Origin of the sequence: Dechloromonas denitrificans (assembly GCF_020510665.1) — a bacterium.
Classification (GTDB): Bacteria; Pseudomonadota; Gammaproteobacteria; order Burkholderiales; family Rhodocyclaceae; genus Azonexus; species Azonexus denitrificans_B.
This window is the reverse complement of the sequence record NZ_CP075187.1, coordinates 2466698-2485974: the sequence shown is the minus strand read 5'-3', so window position 1 is coordinate 2485974 and position 19277 is coordinate 2466698. Positions and strand designations below refer to the sequence as shown.

Below are 19277 nucleotides of genomic sequence, written 5' to 3'. Positions count from 1 at the left end.
GCACTGCATAAGATTTTACGAATACATTGTGCGATGCTATATTCGTTTTTGACAAAAATAACATATTTTGTCGTTACGGGGTGGGGCTGCGCAGCGTGGAGGGGCTGGTACCCCCAGGTGGAATCGAACCACCAATTCGCCCTTAGGAGGGGCGTGTTATATCCATTTAACTATGGAGGCAGCGCGCGACAGGGCCGCATTGTACCGGTCCATGGCGTGCTTGTGCAGTTTGCCTCGTCAAACAGAATGAGAATGAGGAGTGAGGCCATGTTCCGTCGGTTTTCGTGTCGCCCGATTGCCCAGCAGCTGATTTTGGTCAGCGCCCTGGCTTTGTTCGTCGTATTTTTAATCATGACCCTGATGGTTCAGCGCAATGCGGATCGTGCTGCGGTTGTGGTGGCCGAGGCCAATCTGGGGCATGAGGCGAAAATGATGGCGGGCATGCTGGATGCCACGCATGAAGCGGTGCGTGATCGGGGTGAGCGTCAGTCGAGTTTTTTCCTGAAGCACCTGGGGGGGACGCCTGTGCTTTCTCCTGGGGTACTTAAAACAGGAGATGTCGATTTGCCGATCATGCGCATCGGGAATGAAGTCTTGAATGCCAACGAGCGGGTTTTACAGAATTTCAAGGATCTGACGGCGGAAGAAGGCGCTTTTCTGGTGATCAAGGACGGTCAGGTGTTTCGTCTGGCCACCTTGCTGAAAGATAAAAATGGCAAATCGATGAACGGTGTGCCGATCGGTCAGGGGGATCCAGTCAGCAAGGCGGTACTGGCCGGGCAGGACTACACCGGGCTGACTATTCGAGGCGGGAAATACAATTTCAGCACGGTCAAGGTTTTCAAGGGGGCGGATGGCAAGGTGTGGGGGGCTTATTCGGTGCGTATCAGCCTGGATGCCGAATTGAAGCGTTTGCGCGAGCAGTTCGGCAGCCTTGTCGCGGGCAAGACCGGCTACGTTTACATCATTCGGCCGACCGATGAGAAAACCATTGGTGAATTTGTCCTGCACCCGAAATTCCAGGACAAGATGGTTGCCGAGGTCGATGTTGCTGCGCCGGTCAAGGAGAGCCTGCGCCAGATACTGGTCAACAAGAGTGGCTTGTTCCGCTACACCATGCTGACGGAAAGCGGTGCCGAGCGCGAAAAAATCATTTATGCCGAAACGGCCAAAACCTGGGGGTGGACCGTAGCAACCGGCAGTTGGACGGATGAGTATCTGGAAGAGAGCTATCGCCTGCGCAATTTGCTATTGGTGATCAGCGCAATTTCGGCCTTGGTGCTGATGTTCCTGATGTACTGGCTGGTCCGTTCGCGCTTGAGCGGGCTGGCCCTGCTGGTTGGTGAAGTCCGGCGCATGAGTGCGGGAGACCTCCGGGTGGCGGTGCAGGACATCGAGCCGCACAGTCGCAACGAGGTGCATGAAATCGGCCATGCCTTCAATGCCATGTCGGAGAGCGTACGCAGCCTGGTGCAGGGAGTTTCGGCGACATCGGCACAAGTCGGTGTTGCAGCCAATGAATTGCAGGGCGCGGCGCGCTTGGCGCTGGAAAGTTCGCAACAGGCATCGCAGTCAGCCTCGGGGATTGCTGCCTCAGTCGAGGAAATGTCGGTCAGCATTGCCCAGGTGGCGGATAACGCCAACCAGGCGGCCCATATTTCGGAAGAGGCCAAGGCCGTGACCGAAAACGGGCGCAATGTCGTGGGTCGTGCGATGGCTGAACTGGATGTGGTTGCCGGTGACATCAAAGAATCGGCCAGCCTGATTGAGTCGCTTGGCGAGCGCTCAAAGCAGATTTCCAGCGTTGTGGCCGTGATTCGTGAAATTGCCGACCAGACCAATCTGCTCGCTCTCAATGCCGCGATCGAGGCGGCACGGGCCGGCGAGCAGGGACGCGGTTTTGCGGTGGTGGCCGATGAAGTGCGCAAGCTGGCTGAACGTACCGCTTTGTCTACGCAGGAAATTTCGACGACTGTTCAGGCCATTCTTGAAGAAACCGGGCGTGCCGTGCAGCGCATGCAGGTGGTCAGCAACAACATGAGTGAAAGCGTCGGCCTGGCTCGGGCTGCCGGTGAGTCACTGGCCAATATCGATGAACGGGCCAGCCTGACGGTTGAAACCGTGCACAGCATTGCAGACAGCACGCGTGAGCAAAGTTCTGCCAGCCAGGAGATTGCGCGTCTGGTCGAACACATTGCACAGGCGGCGCAGGGGAGCAACAGTCGGGCGCAAAGCAACAGCGAGCGGGCGCAAAATCTGCAACGTCTTTCCGCCGAGTTGCAGGCTCAGTTGTCCCGCTTCTCGACATAAGACGTTAGAATTGCTGCATTGCTTCCCAACACGGCGCCTTGCGGGGCGCCGTTTTTAATTGGTCCCATGCCTTACCTCAAACTTTCCGATGCCTGTCTCGCCTACGGCCACGTGCCGCTTCTTGATCACGCCGATTTTTTGCTCGATCCGGGTGAGCGTGTTGCCCTGATCGGCCGCAATGGTACTGGCAAGTCCTCCTTGCTGGCGGCACTGGCCGCCGGTAGTGGTCGTGGCAAGCTTGATGATGGCGAAGTCTGGGTGCAGCCCGGGATTCGCGTCGGCTATGTGCCGCAGGAACCGCCTTTTGACATGGCGTCGACGGTTTTCGAAGCAGTGGTTTCCGGCATGGGCGAAACCTCCAAAATCCTCGCTGAATACCATGAAGTCGTGCATCACTTGTCCGATGGAACGGGCGACCAGGACGCGCTGCTGGCGCGCATGGAAACCTTGCAGCACGAGCTTGAAAGCCGCGGTGCCTGGGCTTACGAGGCGCAGGCCGAGAAAGTCATCGATCGTTTCGGTCTGGACCCTGAGGCCAGTGTCGGGAGTTTGTCCGGCGGTCAGAAAAAGCGTCTGGCGCTGGCTCAGGCGCTGGCGGTTGCGCCTGAGGTTCTGCTGCTCGACGAACCGACCAATCACCTCGATATTGCCGCCATCGAATGGCTGGAGACGATGCTCATTGAAATGGGCGTCACGCTGTTCTTCATTACCCACGACCGTTCTTTCCTCGATCGCGTGTGTACCCGCATCGTTGAACTGGATCGCGGCAAACTGGCCAGCTTTCCCGGCAGCTTCAAGGAGTACCAGGTCCGCAAGGAAGCCTTGTTGCACGATGAAGGGCTAGCCAACGCGCGGGCCGACAAGCTGCTGAAGGAAGAGGAAGTTTGGATTCGCAAGGGTGTCGAAGCGCGCCGGACGCGGGCTGTTTTCCGCGTTCAGCGGCTCGATCAGCTGCGGGCTGAACGTCAGGCGCGGCGCGAGCGGATGGGCAAGGTCAATCTGCAGATCGATGCCGGTGATAAAAGCGGCAAGCTGGTTGCCGAGCTGGAACACGTCAACAAATCCTACGGTCAACGGCAAATTGTGCGCGATTTCTCGGCGCGTATTCAGCGTGGCGACAAGATTGGCGTGATTGGCTCGAACGGCGCTGGCAAGACGACGCTGTTGCGGATGATCCTTGGCGAATTGCAGCCGGATTCCGGCATTGTTCGCCAGGGCACCAAGATTGACGTCGCTTATTTCGACCAGTTCCGTACCCAACTGAATCCAGACTCTTCGCTGAGCGACATCATCTCGCCCGGATCCGACTGGGTTGAAATCGGTGGTGCGCGCAAGCATGTCATCGGCTATCTGGAAGATTTCCTCTTTGCCCCGGAACGCGCCCGCTCACCGGTCAGTTCGTTGTCTGGCGGAGAACGCAATCGCCTGCTGCTGGCGCGCCTGTTTGCCCGGCCGGCCAATGTGCTGGTCCTCGACGAGCCGACCAACGACCTCGATATCGAAACGCTGGAACTGCTCGAAGAACTGCTCGCCAAGTACGACGGCACGCTGTTCCTGGTCAGTCATGACCGGACCTTCCTCGACAATGTCGTGACGCAGACCATTGCCGCAGAGGGCGATGGTTTCTGGAAGGAATATGCCGGTGGTTACACCGATTGGGCGACCTACCGGGTGAGCCGTGCCAAGGAAAACGCCGACAAGGCAAAGAACGAATCGCGCCCGGTGGCCAAGGCCGCCGAGCCGGCCAAGGCCAAGGTTGAGAAACTGTCGTGGAAAGAGCAACGCGAACTCGAATCGCTGCCTGAAAAGATTGCCGGCCTGGAAGCCGAGCAGGCCGATTTGTCGAAGCGCCTCGAAGATGCCTCGATTTACCAGACCGACCCTCGTGCGGCCCAGCAGGCTGCTGACCGGCTTGCGGCCATCGATGATGAATTGCTGGTCCTGCTCGAACGCTGGGAAATTCTTGAAGCACGCGGGAACCCGGCGTAATTGCCGCGTTCGAATAGGGCCCCAGAGGAATCACGCAAATGAATGCATCACTCAAAACCTGGCGTACGCCGCTTGTCATCATGATTGTCGGCTGCATCATCCTGACGCTGTCGATGGGGGTGCGCCATACCGCTGGTTTGTTCCTGCAGCCGATGACTGCCAGTCACGGCTGGACTCGGGAGACGTTTTCCTTTGCCATCGCCCTGCAAAATCTGGTCTGGGGTTTGGCTTCGCCATTCGCCGGGGCGCTGGCCGACCGTCATGGTGCCGGTCGGACCGTTGCCGGGGCTGCCGTGCTGTACGTCATCGGCCTGGTTCTGATGTCGCAGGCGGCTTCTCCCTTGGCGCTTGATTTGTCGGCCGGTGTGCTCATCGGCCTCGGGCTTTCCGGAACGACTTTTGCCGTGATCATGGGCGTCATCGGCCGTCACACCACGCCGGCGAAGCGCAGCATGGCACTGGGTATTGCCAGTGCCGGCGGTTCGTTCGGGCAATTTGCCGTGCTTCCGGTCGGGCAGGCAATGATTTCTGCCTACGGCTGGGAAATCGCGCTGGTCTTGCTGGCTGTCGGCATCGGCCTGATTGCACCCCTGGCCAATGCCATGGCCGATGGTCACAAACCGGCTTCAGGCGCGGGGCAGTCGGTCGGGCAGGCATTGCGCGAAGCAGGGGGCGAGCGAAGCTTTCACTACCTGTTCTGGGGCTATTTTGTTTGTGGTTTTCAGACCGCGTTCGTTTCGCTGCACTTGCCGTCTTATCTGGTCGATTCCGGCTTGACGGCTAATGTCGGGATGACGGCGGTGGCCTTGATCGGCTTGTTCAATATCTTCGGCTCTTTCCTGTTCGGCTGGGGCGGCGGTTGCTACAGCAAGAAAAACCTGCTGGTCCTGATTTATGCCTTGCGTGCCGTGGCGATCACCATTTTCATGTTGGTCCCGATGTCGACCGCGGCAGCCTGGATTTTTGCAGCGGTGATGGGCTTGCTGTGGCTAGGAACGGTGCCGCTGACCAACGGTCTCGTGGCGCAGATTTTTGGTTTGCGCTACATGTCGATGTTGACCGGGGTGGTCTTTCTTGGCCATCAGTTGGGCAGCTTCCTGGGGGCCTGGCTGGGCGGTAGGATTTTTGATCAAACCGGATCGTATTTCCTGGCCTGGGCGCTGGCTATCGGGCTTTCCCTGATTGCCGCCTGGTGTTCCTGGCCGATCAACGAAAAGCCACTGGAACGGACTGCGGCGGCATGAAAGCCCAGTGGCGCTGGTTCTTGATCGGGGCTGGCCTGGCGCTGGCCCTGTGCGTGCTGGTGCTGCTTTTTGCGGCCTACCAGATGCCTGAGTTGTTGCTCGACTGGGCGAATCTGCGCTACTGCGCCTGATCGTTGTCGGCTTCGCGGGCTGGCATCGGGTCCAGACCAAGGCGCTGGCGAACTGCTTCCGGCGTGATGTTGAGCAATTGGCCGATGTCACGATAATCGTCGGGCAAGGCGGCATCCGTCCAGCCATGCGCCGAGTGTCGTGCCAAGCGAACCGCCAGCGCGACGTTGCGAACGCGCGGATTGTCGGTGCTTTCGTCGTCAATCAGGTGCAGCAACAGTTCCGGTAAATGCCAGACCCGGCAGAGTGCTTGCTGGATGTCCTGGAAGGTGAAACCAAGAACCTGCGTCTGGGCTTCGGCGCTGCGCAAGGTCGGGTCGGCTTTCTGTCTGGCCAGAATATCCAGGCCCAGCTTGGGGGCCGAGCACCAGACAAGGATTTCGGCCAGATCGTGCAACAAGGCTGCAATCCGGATTTCTTCCATGTTGATGTCGTGGCGCCAGATGGCCCATTCCTGAGCGTAATCGGCGGCTCGCTGGGCCCGGCGAATGATCTGCAGAATGCCCAGCAGGGCATGCCGGTCGGCATCCTGAAGCTGTTCTTCAATAGTCAGCAATTCATTGAATCGATTGAAGAAAGGCTCAATGCCCGCCATCATCACGGCACTGGCGATGGTTGTGATGTCGTGCTGCAGGGCGCGTCCGTGCAAGGGCTGAATGAAAGCCAGGACGCGTACGGTCATGATCGGATCCTGGAGGATCAGCTTGGCCAGTTCGCGTGCATCAACCCGATCAAGGTTCTTGCGCATTTCGCCGAGGCGACGCTCGGTCAGGCGCAGCACCGGCAGTGTATTGCTGTTGAAAAGCAACACCCAGGCGTCAATGTCATGCAGCGGATGGTCGATCATGCAGGGCGGGTCCTCGAAGTACGGCGGGTCACGAACGGCTCCGAGTTTAAGGGCGCGGCGCAGCGTGGGCAAGGGCGCTGGCATGCGATAATTTCAGCCTCCCCAATCATTCCGGTTTTTGTCATGCGCTACGCCATTGTTCCCGTCACGCCATTCGATCAGAACTGCACTGTTTTCTGGTGCGAAAAGACCCGTCAGGCGGCCGTGATTGACCCCGGCGGCGACGTCGACCGCATCATGCAGGTGCTGAGCGATGAAAACCTGACGTTGGCCAAGATTCTGGTTACGCACGGCCATATCGACCACGCCGGCGGTGTGGCGGCCTTGGCGGAACGTTGCCCGGTGCCTGTCGAAGGGCCGCATGAGGACGATCGTTTCTGGATCGATGGTATGCCGCAGCAGAGCAAGATGTTCGGCTTTCCGAATGTCGCCAGTTTTACGCCGTCACGCTGGTTGAACGATGGCGATAAAGTCAGTTTTGGCGAGGTCGAACTGGATGTCTTGCATTGTCCCGGTCATACGCCGGGGCACGTCGTTTTTTACCATGCGCCGACGCAACTGGCGCAGGTCGGCGATGTGCTTTTCCAGGGATCGATCGGTCGAACCGATTTCCCGAAAGGCGACCACGCCACCCTGATTCGCTCGATCAAGGAACATTTGTTCAAGCTGGGTGATGCGGTCGACTTCATTCCGGGGCATGGTCCGATGTCCACGCTCGGTGAGGAACGGCAGTACAACCCCTTTCTCAGCGGTCGTTTTGGCTAGTCCTGGCTGGGGCGGATTTTTGCCGCCCAACTCAAGGCGGTCAGTTGGGCGTTGAGGAAAAGCGTTCCGTCAATATTCAGCTTTTCAAGTTGGCCATGAGCGAACTTCAGGTCACCGCCTTCAGCTGAACTGATGGCGCGTAGCAGTTCGCCAAGCGGGCCTTCGTGCTCGGCCAGCGCCTTGTGGACGACTTCAGGCAGCGGGAGTTGCTGCAGGATTTCGCTCATCGACATGTTGAGCAGTGTGTCGAGTAGTGAAAACACCCCGATCATGAATGCGGTATCCCCGATTTCATCGGCGCTCTGGCCAGCAATGGTCGGCGCGAGCAGTTCGAGCAGGCGGCCACGGGCGGCAGCTTTCTGGAGCAGGGGGTTGGGTTGCTGGCCGTTGTTCGGATCGGCATAAACCAGCAGTTGCAGCCAGCGTTGCAGTTGTCGCCGTCCAAGCAGGTTGATTGCCTGAGCAAAGCAGGTGATCGGTGTGCGCGGTGCAATGGCGGCCGAATTGACCAGGCGCAACAGGCTGTAGGACAGCTTGGCTTCCTGTCGGAAAATGGCTTCCAGGGCACCGGTGTCGGCATCTTCGGCAAGCAGGCCGAGCATTTCGAGCAATTTCAAACGGGTCGTATCGGCTTTTTTGCCCTGCGTGTTTCTGGCCAGCAGATATTCTCCGGTGGACAGGCTGCACGCATTGGCCTGCCCCCAGGTGTGATCGGCGTGGCTGTGTACGCTGGTGATCAACACGGTTGTCCGGCTGGCCATGCCGAGCAGCGTATAAGGCGGCAGGGAGCGGGCATGGCTGGCGCTGATCAGCAGGTAATCCCAGGCGCCGGTTGCCGGCAGCTTGTCTTCCGGGCGCACGGTGATGCCGGTTTTGCAGCGCAATTGGCGCAGGTGTTCCTCGAATTCGCTGAGCGCCTCGTTATCCTTCAGTCGCGCCGAGCCAGCGGCAAAAACATTGACCAATCGACTGTTGACCGCGGCATTGTGGCTTGCCTCAGGCATGGCCGGAATGAACCATGGGTGGCGCAAGTCAAATTCGGTGAGCAGTGGGTGGCTGCAGCAAGCACTCAGAATTTCGCTGTTGGCAGCTCGTTCGGGGGGGAATTCCGCGTGGTAACCCGCCCAGGCATCATCGGGGCCGAGAAGAGGGTGGATGAACAGAAACTCGGATTGCTGCATTGCTTACTTTCCAGATTATTTTCTGCCGATGGTAGCAAACTCGCCCGTGGAGCGTCATGCTCGTTTGCCCTGATTGGCCGATTTGCTGCGGTCGACCGCAGCATCTTCATATAATTGGCGACATGGCTCCAAGCTACTGGTCGCTCGCTACCGCTGAATTATCGTCCGCCGATCCGGTCATGGCCGACCTCGTGTCGCGCTATGGTGATCTGGCGCTGGTTTCGCGCGGCGATCCGTTTGCCACACTGGTTCGTTCGATTATCGGCCAGCAGATTTCCGTCAAGGCAGCCGAGGCTGTCTGGGGGAGATTCATTGCACAAATCGGTACGTTGATGCCGGCCAGATTGCTCGAACTGGGGCCGGAAGGCTTGGTTGGCTGCGGTTTGTCGCAGCGAAAAATAGAGTATCTACTTGATTTGTCGGCGAGTTTTGCCAGTGGCAGGCTTTGTCCCGACGATTGGGGCGGGCTTGACGATGAGGCGCTGATTCTTGAATTGACGACGGTGCGCGGTATCGGTCGCTGGACGGCTGAAATGTTTCTGATTTTCAATTTGCTGCGTCCGGACGTGTTTCCGTTGGACGACATCGGTCTGCAACGTGCCGTCTTCCAGCATTATTTTGCCGGGGAAAAGTGCTCCCGGCAGGCTTTGGCTGATTTTGGCGAACGCTGGCGTCCGTGGCGTTCGGTGGCGACCTGGTACCTCTGGCGCAGCCTTGATCCCTTGCCTGTCGAGTATTGATGAACTGGTCTGGCAAACCTTTAGGGTAAAATACCCGCCGATCTAGAAAACGAGCTGTCCATGAAAACAAGTTTCCTCGACTTCGAGCAATCCATTGCCGACCTCGAAGCAAAAATCGAAGAGCTGCGCTTTGTCCAGGATGATTCCGCCGTTGATATCTCCGACGAAATCGATCGGCTGGAGAGCAAAGGCGCTCAATTGACCAAGGATATCTACGCCAAGCTCACGCCCTGGCAGATTTCGCAGGTTGCCCGTCATCAGCAGCGTCCTTACACGCTGGATTACCTGTCGCTGATCTTCACCGATTTTGAAGAGCTGCACGGCGATCGCGCTTTTGCCGACGATCACGCCATCGTTGGTGGTCTGGCACGCTTCAATGGCCAGCCAGTCATGGTCATCGGGCACCAGAAAGGTCGCGATACCAAGGAAAAGATTTATCGCAATTTCGGCATGCCGCGCCCGGAAGGCTATCGCAAGGCGCTGCGCCTGATGAAGCTGGCCGAGAAGTTCGGCATTCCGGTCATGACTTTTGTCGATACGCCGGGCGCCTATCCCGGCATCGATGCCGAAGAGCGTGGTCAGTCGGAAGCCATTGGCCGCAATCTTTATGTGATGGCCGAACTGAAAGTGCCGGTCATCGTCACCATCATCGGTGAAGGCGGTTCCGGTGGTGCGCTGGCCATCGCCGTCGGCGATATTGTCCAGATGCTGCAATACTCGACCTACTCTGTGATTTCGCCCGAAGGCTGTGCATCGATTCTCTGGAAGAGCGCCGAACGGGCGCCGGATGCCGCCGAAACCATGGGGATCACGGCGCAGCGCCTGAAAACGCTGGGTCTGATCGACAAGATCGTCAGCGAACCGCTGGGTGGCGCTCATCGCGATCACGCCGCCATGGCGCAGAATCTGAAGAAAGCGTTGCAGGACGCGCTCAAGCAGTTGTCCGCACTGTCTACTGATGAATTGCTGGCCACGCGCTACGAGCGGCTGATGAGCTATGGCCGCTTCAAGGAACAAGCGCAACATTGATTTGCCGGCCCAGGTAAGCCAGCAACTGGCTGCCCGGCTTGCTGGACCGGAAAACCTGTGTGTCGGGCTTTCCGGCGGTTGCGACTCGGTCGTTTTGCTGCACCTCCTGTCGCGCCAGCCCTGTCAGGGGCGTTTGTCAGCCATCCACGTGCATCACGGACTTTCGTCCAACGCCGACGCCTGGGCTGATTTTTGTGCCGGTCTCTGCGCACAACTCGGTGTTCCCTTGCGGGTTCATCGCGTTCAAGTTGATCGCACGACAGGGCTCGGGCTTGAAGCGGCTGCTCGACAGGCGCGCTACCAGGCTTTTTCCGTCATCGAGGCGGATTGTCTTTTGCTAGCCCATCATCGTGGCGATCAGGCCGAAACCCTGCTGTTCAATCTGTTGCGCGGTACCGGCATCGTGGGGGCGGCCGGGATGCCGGGCGAGCGTCAGATGGGGCGTTATCGCTTGCTCCGTCCCCTGCTGGGTGCGTCGCGTGCCGAAATCGAGTGCTATGCCCGGGCTCATGGCCTGTCCTGGGTTGATGATGAAAGCAATCGTGATCTCTCTTTGAGCCGCAATTACCTGCGGCATGAAGTGTTGACCGTGGCAAGCCGGCACTTCCCGGCCGCAGAGTCTGCTTTGGCGCAGGCGGCAGAAAATTTTGCCGAAGCAGGCGTATTGCTGGATGAACTGGCCGCCGCAGATTGGCTGGCTGTGGCTGAGCGGGACGAGGCGCGTCTCGATGCTTTGCGCTTGCTTTCGGAGGCGCGCCTGAAAAACTTGCTGCGTTATCACCTGCGCTCTCTCGGCTGGCGAGTTCCTGTTGCGGCGCGACTCGATGAATTTGCCCGCCAGCTTTGTTCGGCCGGGCCTGATCGCCATCCTGAATTGCGCTTGCCCGACGGCGTGATGCGTGCCGGTCGTGGTCGTTTGTGCTGGCTCGTCGAAAAATAACAATCTGTTACCAAGCGTCTTTCCGCTCAGGATAGCCTTCAGTTACAATCAAGGGATTACCTTTTTTAGAACAAGGCCATGATTACCGGATCCATTGTCGCCATCGTCACCCCCATGCACGAGGATGGCAGCCTCGATTTGAACTCGCTGCGCAATCTGGTCGATTTTCACGTGCGCGAAGGCACGGATGCGATCGTGATCGTCGGGACAACCGGCGAGTCGCCGACGGTCAATGTTGACGAGCATTGCGAGTTGATTCGTGTCACGGTCGACCACGCTGCAGGCCGTATTCCCGTGATTGCCGGGACCGGCGCCAACTCGACAGCTGAAGCCATCGAACTGACCAGGTTCGCCAAGAAGGCTGGCGCCGACATGGCGCTGTCGGTGGTTCCCTATTACAACAAGCCGACCCAGGAAGGCCTCTATCGTCACTTCAAGGCGATTTCTGAGGCCGTCGAACTGCCGATCCTGCTTTATAACGTGCCGGGCCGTACGGTGGCCGACATGTCGAACGACACCATCCTGCGCCTGGCCGAGTTGCCGGGTATCGTCGGTGTCAAGGATGCGACCGGCAACCTCGATCGCGCCTGCGACCTGATCGTCCGCGCACCCAAGGGTTTCGCGCTCTATAGCGGTGACGACATGACCTGTGTCGCCTCGATCATGCTTGGCTTCCACGGCAATATTTCGGTTACCGCAAACGTTGCGCCGCGCCTGATGCACGAAATGTGTGTCGCTGCCGCGGCTGGCGATGTAGCCAAGGCGCGTGAAATCCAGTTCAAATTGCTCGGCCTGCACCGCGATCTCTTCTGCGAAGCCAATCCGATTCCCGTCAAGTGGGCCGTTCAGCAACTGGGCCTGATGCCCGGTGGCATTCGTCTGCCGCTGACAACCCTGAGTGAAGCCAACCAGCCGCGCGTTCTTGCTGCAATGCGCCTGGCCGGTGTCCTCGCCTGACGGATCGGAGAAAACATGAATCGTCGGCTTTCCAGCCTTACCCTTTCCTTGCTGGCCATATCGCTGGCCGGTTGCAGTTTGATTCCAGATTCCCGCAAGATCGATTACAAGTCGGCAGGCAAGGCGCCTACGCTTGAAGTGCCTCCGGATCTGTCGCAGATTGCCAGAGATGACCGTTTTCTGGTGCCTGATGCAGCTGGCAAGGGGAGTGCTACCTTCTCGGCCTACAGCGCAGACCGGACTCCCGGTGCTCAGGCACAGAATTCGGCTGTTTTGCCTCAGGTTGATAAGGTGCGTGTCGAGCGCTCTGGCAACCAGCGCTGGCTGGTCGTTGCTGTACCGGCTGACAAGCTGTGGGATACGGTCAAGGATTTTTGGCAGGAAACCGGCTTTATCATCAAGACCGAGCGTCCTGATGCGGGGGTAATGGAAACCGATTGGGCTGAAAATAGGGCCAAGATCGGCGACGATATCATTCGACGGACACTGGGCAGTTTCCTGGATTCGCTTTATTCGACCGGCGAACGTGACAAGTTCCGTACTCGCCTGGAGCCGGGTGCCGAGCCTGGAACGACCGATGTATTCATCAGCCATCGCGGCATGGAGGAGGTTTATACCTCGTCTTCCAAAGAGGATACGCGTTGGCAGCCGCGTGCTGCCGATGCTGAGCTTGAAGCGGAGATGTTGCGTCGCCTGATGGTTCGCCTTGGCTCTGAAGAAAAACGTGCCGAAGCGTTGGTTGCTGTTACAAAAGCTGAGCCCCGGGCCAAGTTGGCTGCAAAGGACGACGGTTCAGGCACCCTCGAAGTGTATGAACGCTTTGACCGTGCTTGGCGTCGTGTTGGCCTGGCGCTTGATCGCGTTGGCTTTACGGTTGAAGATCGTGACCGGTCGCGAGGTCTTTACTTCGTTCGCTACGTTGATCCCGAGGTGGATAACACCAAGAAGGATCCTGGCTTCCTGTCGAAGCTTGCTTTTTGGAAAAGCTCGGAACCGGTTGCCAGTTCAAAGGTGCAATATCGTATCCACGTCAGTGATGATGGAAGCAGCAGGAGCGGCGTCCAAGTTCTCTCGGCAGAAGGCGGGGCTGATCGCTCTGAAACATCGAAGCGGATTTTGGCTTTGCTTTTGCAGCAGCTGCAATAATTTTCTTGTCGATGCCTGTCTTAGGCAGTTGACCCGTCCTAATCTAGGTTGACACCTGTTGCGACGGATTGGCCAGCTTAATTGCTGGCCTTCAAAGACGCCCGATGAACCTCATCGGGCGTCTTCAATTGTAGCGAGAAATGCGGTCTCTCCTGGTTGTAGATGGCGATGGATTGACTGACCATGCGGCGTGCCTGATCGAGATCGTCGGGCTGCTGGAGTAGAAACTCCTGCTTGAGAATGCCATTAACCCGCTCTGCCAAGGCGTTCTGATAGCAATCATAGCCGTCCGTCATTGAGCAGATCACCCCGTGTTTCTGATGAATAGCTTGGTACTCATTAGCGCAGTATTGGACTCCACGGTCTGAATGATGGATCAGCAGCCCATTTCCCTGACGCCCCTTTAACGCCATCTTCAAAGCCTGGCTTACCTCAGTCGTGTGCAGGCGGTCATGGACGTGGTAACCCACAATCTTGCGTGAATAGGCATCGGTAATCAGACTCAGATAGGCACTGCGCTCACGGGTAGGCAAATAGGTGATATCGGCAACCCAAACCTGCTCGCTCGCCTCGGCGCTAACCTGATCCGGTCCCGCTTTCAGCAAATTGGGATGACGCCGGAAATGGTGGTGGCTGTCGGTCGTCTTGTGATACGCCCGCTTGGTTGGCACCAACAGGCGATTCCAACGCAACAGATCGAACAAGGCATCGCGCCCAAGGCCACGCCCTTCGGCCGCTAGCGTCGGGCCAAGCAGGTGATGTAGCTTGCGCGTCCCCAGTCTGGGCTGATGCAAGCGCTTGGCCTTTACCAACTCAAGAGCCCGTTCGTACTTGACCTCATCGTGCACTCGACGCTGCTGCCACTGGTAATGTGCCTGCCGGCTGATGCCCATATAGCGGCAAGCCCTCGATACACTCAGTCCTTCGACGGACTTTTGCGCGAGGACTTGCCCACAGGCTTTTTTACCACACGAACTCCATAGTCCTTCTTCAAAACGTCAATGACCGCTTCGAAGAATTGGGATTTCTCTCGGGCTTCCTTGAGTTGGACTTCCAGCTCCTTGATCCGCTGTTCCGGCGTCTGGCCCTGGCTGCTCGCTGATGTTCGGGTTGGCTCACTCATGCGGCCGTATGATGCCATCGGCCCCCAGTTCTGGCGACCATGCTTGCGTAACCAAACCAAGACCGTCGATCTGCCCTGGATACCGTAACGCTGCTGGGCTTGCTTGTAGCTCAGTTCGCCTTTTTCTACCTGCTCAACAACGGCCCGTTTAAAAGCCAGCGTGTAGTCTCGCTGTGTCCTCTTAACCCCTGACTCCATCTGACTGCCCCTTTCGTTCTAGAAAAGGTGTCAACTTCATTCAGGACGGGTCAAGTCCAATAAAAAAGCCCGGTTAATCCGGGCTTTTTTATTGCTGGAAGTTGCCTCGAGTGAGTATGTGCAAATTTCCGGGCAATAAAAAACGGGGCCGAAGCCCCGTTTTCTGGAAGCAAGAATATTACTTCTTGGCTTCTGCGGCCGGAGCAGCAGCTTCAGCCGGCTTGGCTTCAGCAGCCGGAGCAGCAGCTTCAGCCGGCTTGGCAGCTTCAGCAGCCGGGGCAGCAGCCGGAGCAGCGGCTTCAGCCGGCTTGGCAGCTTCAGCAGCCGGAGCAGCGGCCGGAGCCGGAGCAGCAGCCGGAGCGGCAGCTTCTTGCTTGCCGCAAGCGGCCAGGGCGATAGCGATCAGAGCAGCAGCGAGGATGGACTTATTCATGGGGGAGTTTCCTTATCGACAAGAGACAACAAAAGCTAAAAATTTTTAGAGACCAGGAACAACCTAATCAGCGCAAGATTATAGCAATATTTTTATTTGTTTGGCGTGCTGTGCTGCACTGCGGCATTGTTTGCTGATGCTAGAGTCCCAAGGTGCCACTGCCGATGGTTTCGCCTGACTCATCGATGATTTCCTGAAACCGATGATAATAAGGGCGCAATTCACCAGCTTCTTCAATGAGTAGTTTGCTGCGTGGTTGTTCCCGGTCGAAGCGGATCAGTCCGTGCTTGCCATCAACCAGGATCATGCTGTCGCGAAGATGGGCGAGGGTAGGTGGTGTTTGCCTGGCTTTGGTCTTGTGGTTGTAGACTGTCAATAAGTTGAGAGTTTGAGGGTTGTTGCGGGTCATTGGCTGCGCGTTGCGTATTGCGATCTGCAGACAATCACTTTTTCCGACAAGTAATATGCGTTTGATTTGATCGAGTCTGGCCGGGCTTTCCAGTTTGAGCAGACCAAGGTCTTCGTCGTAGATGAAGACATGTTCGTTCGCTAGTTGCAGAATCTGGTCGATTGCTGCCTGGTAGTCAGCCCAGGATGTCATTAATTCGCGCGCCATGGCAATCAGTGTAGCCGATTGCTAAAATTCGCGCTTTTTTGGAGTAGACCGTGCCAGTCGGAGTTATCGAATCCCTGGATCATGAGGCAAGAGGTATTGCCCGCCAGAATGGCAAGACGGTGTTCGTCGATGGGGCTTTGCCCGGCGAAACGGTTGAATATGCAAGTTTTCGCAGAAAACCAAGCTATGAGCTGGCTCACTTGGTCAAGATTCTCAAGCCATCAAATGCTCGTGTCGAACCGTTGTGTCCGCATTTTGGCGTGTGTGGCGGCTGCGTGATGCAGCACATGGAGCCGGCGGCTCAGGTTGCTGCCAAGCAACGTGTGCTTGAGGACAGTTTGTGGCGCATTGGCCGTGTTCGCCCGGAATCGATGTTGCCGCCAATTCACGGAGCACCATGGGGCTATCGGCACCGGGCGCGGCTGGGGGTACGGAAAATTGATGCCGAGAAGGGCGTCATGATCGGCTTCCATGAATGGCGCAGCAGCTATATTGCTGATATCAAGCAATGTCCTGTTTTGCGTCCCGATGTGTCCCGCTTGCTTTTGCCGCTGCGCGAGTTGTTTGCTTCGCTTTCGGTGGCGGATCGTTTGCAGCAGCTTGAAATCTCAGTCGGTGAGCATTGTGTCGCCTTGCTGCTGCGCATACTGGTGCCACTCACGGCCGATGATCAGCGCTTGCTGCGTGAGTTTGCCGATCCTCATCAGGTTGTTTTTTATCTGCAACCGAAGGGGCCGGACAGCATTACTCGGTTTTATCCGACTTCCGGCCCTCGGTTGTCCTATACCTTGCCTGAATTTGATCTTGAATTCGATTTTTTGCCCACCGATTTTACGCAAGTGAATCATGCGGTAAATCAGGTAATGGTGCGCCGTGCTTTGCGTTTGCTTGATCCGCAGCCCGGTGAGCGGATTGCCGATATGTTCTGTGGGCTGGGTAACTTTACGCTTCCGATTGCGCGTTCCGGTGCCCATGTTCTTGGTGTCGAAGGGAGTCAGGGACTGGTCAAGCGCGGGCGTGAAAGTGCCCGGGTTAATGGTTTGGCTGACCGGGTTGAGTTTGGTGTGGCCAATCTGTTTGAGTGCACCGAAAAAACGATCAGGGCATTTGGCGCGTTCGACAAAATGCTGATTGATCCGCCGCGTGAAGGGGCTATTGAACTGGTCCGGTCACTGGGTGAGTGCAAACCGGCGCGCATCGTCTATGTCTCTTGCCATCCAGGGACTCTGGCTCGCGATGCGGCAGTCTTGGTGAATACCCACGGTTATCGATTCGTTACGGCCGGGGCGGTCAATATGTTTCCCCATACTGCGCACGTTGAATCAATCGCTGTTTTTGAGCAGCCGTAAAAAAAGGCAGCCTCGGCTGTAATGCAGTTCAGTTAAGGCTCTTTTAGGTGACGAACGGCGTAACGAGCCGGTCTGGCTTTGACGACACGGGGGCATTTTCGCCCCCGTCGTTTTTCCACGATAGCCATCTGCAACTGCAAACGCAGGCGCGCCAGATGGGACGGCAGTTTCCCCGGACTCATTCCCGCCGCCCAGATCAGTTCGTGCTGGATGATGTGCAGTGCGCGCAGGAAGCTCAGATCGGTCGGAGCGACGCGCGCTTCAGTGGCCGCCTTGGCGATTTCAAGTCTGATCAGGTTGTAGGCAATTAAGGCCCCCCAGATTTCCTGATTGACCCCTTCGGGCAAACGCGAGCGCAAGGTCAGCGCTTCGCCCAGCATCGATTGCTTGAGCTCGCGGTAGCTGGTTTCAATTTCCCAGCGCCGGCGATAGCAGTCCGCCAGATCCTGCGCTTTGAAGCGGCGGCGATCGAACAATGAGGTCAGCAGTACCCGGCTTTGACCATTGGCCGACTCGACTCGAATGGCACGGGCCTCCCAGGCCTCGGGCAGATCAGGGGCCTTGACGCGCGCTTGAGGAGATATACGCAAACGAACCCGACAATCCTCGGGCGTTCCCGACAGGACTTCGTATTGCGTGTTGGACTTGGCGGGGATCAGGTAATGCCGCTCGGTGCCCGCAGCACTCAAGCCCAACAATATTTCCGCAGAAACAAAGCCCTTGTCGAAGACGGTCAGGGAATGGTCCTCGATCCGACCGATCAGCGCCTTGGCGTAAAGCATTTCGTTCTGGCCGTATTGGCCAAACTCGATGGCCGAGACCAGATGGGTGGGCAGTGCCGTCAGGCTGACGGCACGCACCTGAGGATAGGAGGCCACTTTGCCGCTGGCGTAGCGTTGGGCACCAAAGAATTCGCGGTTCTCGGGGCTGTCCGGCACCCGAAAGGTGGTGCCATCGACCGCCCATAGCGAAAGTCCCTTCCACTGATTCGCGACCTTCTCCTGTGCGCACCAGGCTTGGGCCGTTTGCTCGAACAACCATTGCAGCGGGGCTTGGCCAAGGCGAGCCCGCGCCTGCGTGATCGCACTCTTGCAGACCGCCTCGATTCGGGTGTCGGGCAAGGCCAGATCCAGGGTGCTGAGTACTTCTTCCATCGACTGGCGACGAAACAACGCCAGGGCGATCACCAGCCAGACCACTTGCTCCGCCGGCAAACGACGGCGGCGAACACTCGCCACCCCATGCGCGCTGAGCGCCTGCTCAATCCACTCATACGGCAAATGAGCCGCCAGACGATCGAATCCGATCGTCGGCATGACATCTGTCGTAATGGAGAGCTGGCTGGACAACATCGTTCGCCACGTTAACCATTCGGCGAACTGTCCACAAGCCCCAAAATGAAAAATGCCGCTCACCTAAGTGAACGGCATTACAGCCTCGGCTGCCTTTTTTGTTGGGTGTCTTCCAAACTTAGTCACGTTCGCCGGTGAGTGCCATAATCAGTTGGAGCAGGCTGACGAAAACGTTGTAAATATCCAGGTAGACCGCAAGCGTGGCGCTGACGTAGTTGGTTTCACCGCCTTGAACGATACGGCTGATGTCATACAGGATATAAGCCGAAAAAATAAGTGCGACAGCCGCGGAAATGGTCAGGGATAGCGCGGGAATCTGAAAGAAAATATTGGCGATTGCTGCCAACAGGACAACGATCATCCCGATGAACAGGAATTTTCCCATGCTGCTGAAGTCGCGCTTGCTGACCGTTGCAATGCTGGCCATGGTGAAGAAAATCGCACCGGTTCCGCCTGCGGCCAGGGCAATCATCGAACCACCATTGGTAAAGCCAAGGGCAACCTGAAGAATGCGTGACAGCATCAGGCCCATGAAGAAAGTGAAGCCAAGCAGCAGTCCGACGCCCAGGGCGCTATCCTTGTTCTTTTCGATGCCCCACATGAAGCCAAAAGCGATGCCCATGAACAGCAGGAAAGAGATCAGAGGGCTGCTCGCCATGAAACTGAACTTCATTTGAACACCGATCAAGGCGCCGAGAACGGTCGGTGCCATGGAAAGGGCCAGCAGCATGTAGGTGTTGCGCAGCACGCGATTTTGCTGCAGCGCAAGCTCTGGAGAACCCTGTCCGGCGATCTGGAAGTTGGTGGTCATGCGGGAGGCTCCTTCTATTATTTGATGATCAATAAGACTAACGGACCTTCGCGAAAGTTTCAATCATTGTCATGCCGCCAGGCGGGGTCGTCTTCCGTTAAGCTGTGCTATCATGCCG

At 57.5% G+C, this 19277-nt stretch carries 18 protein-coding genes and 1 tRNA gene; 11 read left to right on the top strand and 8 right to left on the bottom strand.

The genetic code is table 11. The features are described from left to right. Nucleotides 1-105: 105 nt before the first annotated feature. Nucleotides 106-180: transfer RNA gene (locus tag KI614_RS11825), tRNA-Arg, on the bottom strand. 87 nt (nt 181-267) lie between these two features. On the opposite strand from KI614_RS11825, the gene KI614_RS11820 reads away from it, so the two are divergent. From KI614_RS11820 to KI614_RS16380, 4 genes are all read left to right on the top strand, one after another. Next, nucleotides 268-2310: a methyl-accepting chemotaxis protein gene (locus KI614_RS11820; RefSeq protein WP_226405930.1), complete on the top strand. Its 2043-nt coding sequence runs from the start codon at nt 268-270 to the stop codon at nt 2308-2310. 66 nt (nt 2311-2376) lie between these two features. Further along, the gene (locus tag KI614_RS11815; protein ID WP_226405929.1) at nt 2377-4299 is read left to right on the top strand and encodes an ATP-binding cassette domain-containing protein; all 1923 of its coding nucleotides are present in this window, start codon (nt 2377-2379) and stop codon (nt 4297-4299) included. Nucleotides 4300-4337: 38 nt separating this feature from the next. Then, the gene (locus KI614_RS11810; protein WP_226405928.1) at nt 4338-5543 is read left to right on the top strand and encodes an MFS transporter; all 1206 of its coding nucleotides are present in this window, start codon (nt 4338-4340) and stop codon (nt 5541-5543) included. Continuing rightward, nucleotides 5540-5674 carry a hypothetical protein gene (locus KI614_RS16380; protein ID WP_264178066.1) on the top strand — a complete coding sequence of 45 codons (135 nt, stop codon included), beginning with the start codon at nt 5540-5542 and terminating at the stop codon, nt 5672-5674. The genes KI614_RS11810 and KI614_RS16380 overlap by 4 nt, the downstream gene beginning before the upstream one ends. Here the strand turns inward: KI614_RS16380 and KI614_RS11805 are convergent. Beyond that, nucleotides 5662-6603, bottom strand: a complete 942-nt coding sequence (locus KI614_RS11805) for an HDOD domain-containing protein (protein ID WP_226405927.1) — start codon at nt 6601-6603, stop codon at nt 5662-5664. The two genes, KI614_RS16380 and KI614_RS11805, sit on opposite strands and share 13 nt — an antisense overlap. A 39-nt stretch (nt 6604-6642) precedes the next feature. Between KI614_RS11805 and KI614_RS11800 the strand changes: the two genes are divergently transcribed. Continuing rightward, nucleotides 6643-7284 carry an MBL fold metallo-hydrolase gene (locus KI614_RS11800; protein ID WP_226405926.1) on the top strand — a complete coding sequence of 214 codons (642 nt, stop codon included), beginning with the start codon at nt 6643-6645 and terminating at the stop codon, nt 7282-7284. Here KI614_RS11800 and KI614_RS11795 read toward each other — a convergent pair. After that, nucleotides 7281-8465 carry an EAL and HDOD domain-containing protein gene (locus KI614_RS11795; protein WP_226405925.1) on the bottom strand — a complete coding sequence of 395 codons (1185 nt, stop codon included), beginning with the start codon at nt 8463-8465 and terminating at the stop codon, nt 7281-7283. The genes KI614_RS11800 and KI614_RS11795 overlap by 4 nt on opposite strands. Before the next feature lie 122 nt (nt 8466-8587). Here KI614_RS11795 and KI614_RS11790 point away from each other — a divergent pair, with 122 nt between their 5' ends. The 5 genes from KI614_RS11790 (at nt 8588) to bamC (ending at nt 13277) form a co-directional block, all read left to right on the top strand. Further along, on the top strand, nt 8588-9205 hold the full coding sequence (locus KI614_RS11790; RefSeq protein ID WP_226405924.1) for a DNA-3-methyladenine glycosylase family protein: 618 nt from the start codon (nt 8588-8590) through the stop codon (nt 9203-9205). Between the two features lie 60 nt (nt 9206-9265). Continuing rightward, on the top strand, nt 9266-10234 hold the full coding sequence (locus KI614_RS11785) for an acetyl-CoA carboxylase carboxyltransferase subunit alpha (protein WP_203467222.1): 969 nt from the start codon (nt 9266-9268) through the stop codon (nt 10232-10234). Next, on the top strand, nt 10203-11174 hold the full coding sequence (gene tilS, locus KI614_RS11780) for a tRNA lysidine(34) synthetase TilS (protein WP_226405923.1): 972 nt from the start codon (nt 10203-10205) through the stop codon (nt 11172-11174). The genes KI614_RS11785 and tilS overlap by 32 nt, the downstream gene beginning before the upstream one ends. A 78-nt stretch (nt 11175-11252) precedes the next feature. Then, nucleotides 11253-12131, top strand: coding sequence for a 4-hydroxy-tetrahydrodipicolinate synthase (dapA, locus tag KI614_RS11775; protein WP_226405922.1), 879 nt, complete (start codon nt 11253-11255; stop codon nt 12129-12131). Nucleotides 12132-12146: 15 nt separating this feature from the next. Then, nucleotides 12147-13277, top strand: coding sequence for an outer membrane protein assembly factor BamC (gene bamC / locus KI614_RS11770; RefSeq protein ID WP_226405921.1), 1131 nt, complete (start codon nt 12147-12149; stop codon nt 13275-13277). 77 nt (nt 13278-13354) lie between these two features. Here bamC and KI614_RS11765 read toward each other — a convergent pair. The 3 genes from KI614_RS11765 to KI614_RS11755 all read right to left on the bottom strand — a co-directional run bounded on the left by KI614_RS11765 (nt 13355) and on the right by KI614_RS11755 (nt 15647). Beyond that, nucleotides 13355-14598, bottom strand: a protein-coding gene (locus tag KI614_RS11765; protein ID WP_226405920.1) for an IS3 family transposase whose coding sequence is annotated in 2 segments (ribosomal slippage) — nt 13355-14242 and nt 14245-14598 — 1242 coding nt in all. Because the reading frame shifts where the segments join, the coding sequence is not laid out codon by codon here. A 178-nt stretch (nt 14599-14776) separates the two neighbouring features. Continuing rightward, nucleotides 14777-15031: a hypothetical protein gene (locus KI614_RS11760; protein WP_226405919.1), complete on the bottom strand. Its 255-nt coding sequence runs from the start codon at nt 15029-15031 to the stop codon at nt 14777-14779. 139 nt (nt 15032-15170) lie between these two features. Beyond that, entirely contained in the window at nt 15171-15647 is a 477-nt protein-coding gene (locus KI614_RS11755) for a hypothetical protein (RefSeq protein WP_226405918.1), read from the bottom strand. A 50-nt stretch (nt 15648-15697) separates the two neighbouring features. Here KI614_RS11755 and rlmD point away from each other — a divergent pair, with 50 nt between their 5' ends. Further along, on the top strand, nt 15698-16996 hold the full coding sequence (gene rlmD, locus KI614_RS11750; RefSeq protein WP_226405917.1) for a 23S rRNA (uracil(1939)-C(5))-methyltransferase RlmD: 1299 nt from the start codon (nt 15698-15700) through the stop codon (nt 16994-16996). Nucleotides 16997-17028: 32 nt separating this feature from the next. On the opposite strand, the gene KI614_RS11745 is transcribed toward rlmD, so the two are convergent. Continuing rightward, a complete protein-coding gene (locus tag KI614_RS11745) occupies nt 17029-18348 on the bottom strand; it encodes an IS4 family transposase (protein ID WP_226405684.1) in 1320 nt (439 codons plus the stop codon). Nucleotides 18349-18466: 118 nt separating this feature from the next. Then, on the bottom strand, nt 18467-19159 hold the full coding sequence (locus KI614_RS11740; RefSeq protein ID WP_226405916.1) for a Bax inhibitor-1/YccA family protein: 693 nt from the start codon (nt 19157-19159) through the stop codon (nt 18467-18469). Between the last annotated feature and the right edge of the window lie 118 nt (nt 19160-19277).

What these genes read in the sequence shown, in the direction of transcription:
- KI614_RS11820 (WP_226405930.1), top strand. Translation starts at nt 268, where the DNA reads ATGTTCCGTCGGTTTTCGTGTCGCCCGATTGCCCAGCAGCTGATTTTG.
- KI614_RS11760 (WP_226405919.1), bottom strand. Translation starts at nt 15,031, where the DNA reads ATGAATAAGTCCATCCTCGCTGCTGCTCTGATCGCTATCGCCCTGGCC.
- KI614_RS16380 (WP_264178066.1), top strand. Translation starts at nt 5,540, where the DNA reads ATGAAAGCCCAGTGGCGCTGGTTCTTGATCGGGGCTGGCCTGGCGCTG.
- KI614_RS11815 (WP_226405929.1), top strand. Translation starts at nt 2,377, where the DNA reads ATGCCTTACCTCAAACTTTCCGATGCCTGTCTCGCCTACGGCCACGTG.
- KI614_RS11790 (WP_226405924.1), top strand. Translation starts at nt 8,588, where the DNA reads ATGGCTCCAAGCTACTGGTCGCTCGCTACCGCTGAATTATCGTCCGCC.
- bamC (WP_226405921.1), top strand. Translation starts at nt 12,147, where the DNA reads ATGAATCGTCGGCTTTCCAGCCTTACCCTTTCCTTGCTGGCCATATCG.
- KI614_RS11785 (WP_203467222.1), top strand. Translation starts at nt 9,266, where the DNA reads ATGAAAACAAGTTTCCTCGACTTCGAGCAATCCATTGCCGACCTCGAA.
- tilS (WP_226405923.1), top strand. Translation starts at nt 10,203, where the DNA reads ATGGCCGCTTCAAGGAACAAGCGCAACATTGATTTGCCGGCCCAGGTA.
- KI614_RS11755 (WP_226405918.1), bottom strand. Translation starts at nt 15,647, where the DNA reads ATGGCGCGCGAATTAATGACATCCTGGGCTGACTACCAGGCAGCAATC.
- KI614_RS11795 (WP_226405925.1), bottom strand. Translation starts at nt 8,465, where the DNA reads ATGCAGCAATCCGAGTTTCTGTTCATCCACCCTCTTCTCGGCCCCGAT.
- KI614_RS11810 (WP_226405928.1), top strand. Translation starts at nt 4,338, where the DNA reads ATGAATGCATCACTCAAAACCTGGCGTACGCCGCTTGTCATCATGATT.
- KI614_RS11805 (WP_226405927.1), bottom strand. Translation starts at nt 6,603, where the DNA reads ATGCCAGCGCCCTTGCCCACGCTGCGCCGCGCCCTTAAACTCGGAGCC.
- KI614_RS11745 (WP_226405684.1), bottom strand. Translation starts at nt 18,348, where the DNA reads ATGTTGTCCAGCCAGCTCTCCATTACGACAGATGTCATGCCGACGATC.
- dapA (WP_226405922.1), top strand. Translation starts at nt 11,253, where the DNA reads ATGATTACCGGATCCATTGTCGCCATCGTCACCCCCATGCACGAGGAT.
- KI614_RS11800 (WP_226405926.1), top strand. Translation starts at nt 6,643, where the DNA reads ATGCGCTACGCCATTGTTCCCGTCACGCCATTCGATCAGAACTGCACT.
- KI614_RS11740 (WP_226405916.1), bottom strand. Translation starts at nt 19,159, where the DNA reads ATGACCACCAACTTCCAGATCGCCGGACAGGGTTCTCCAGAGCTTGCG.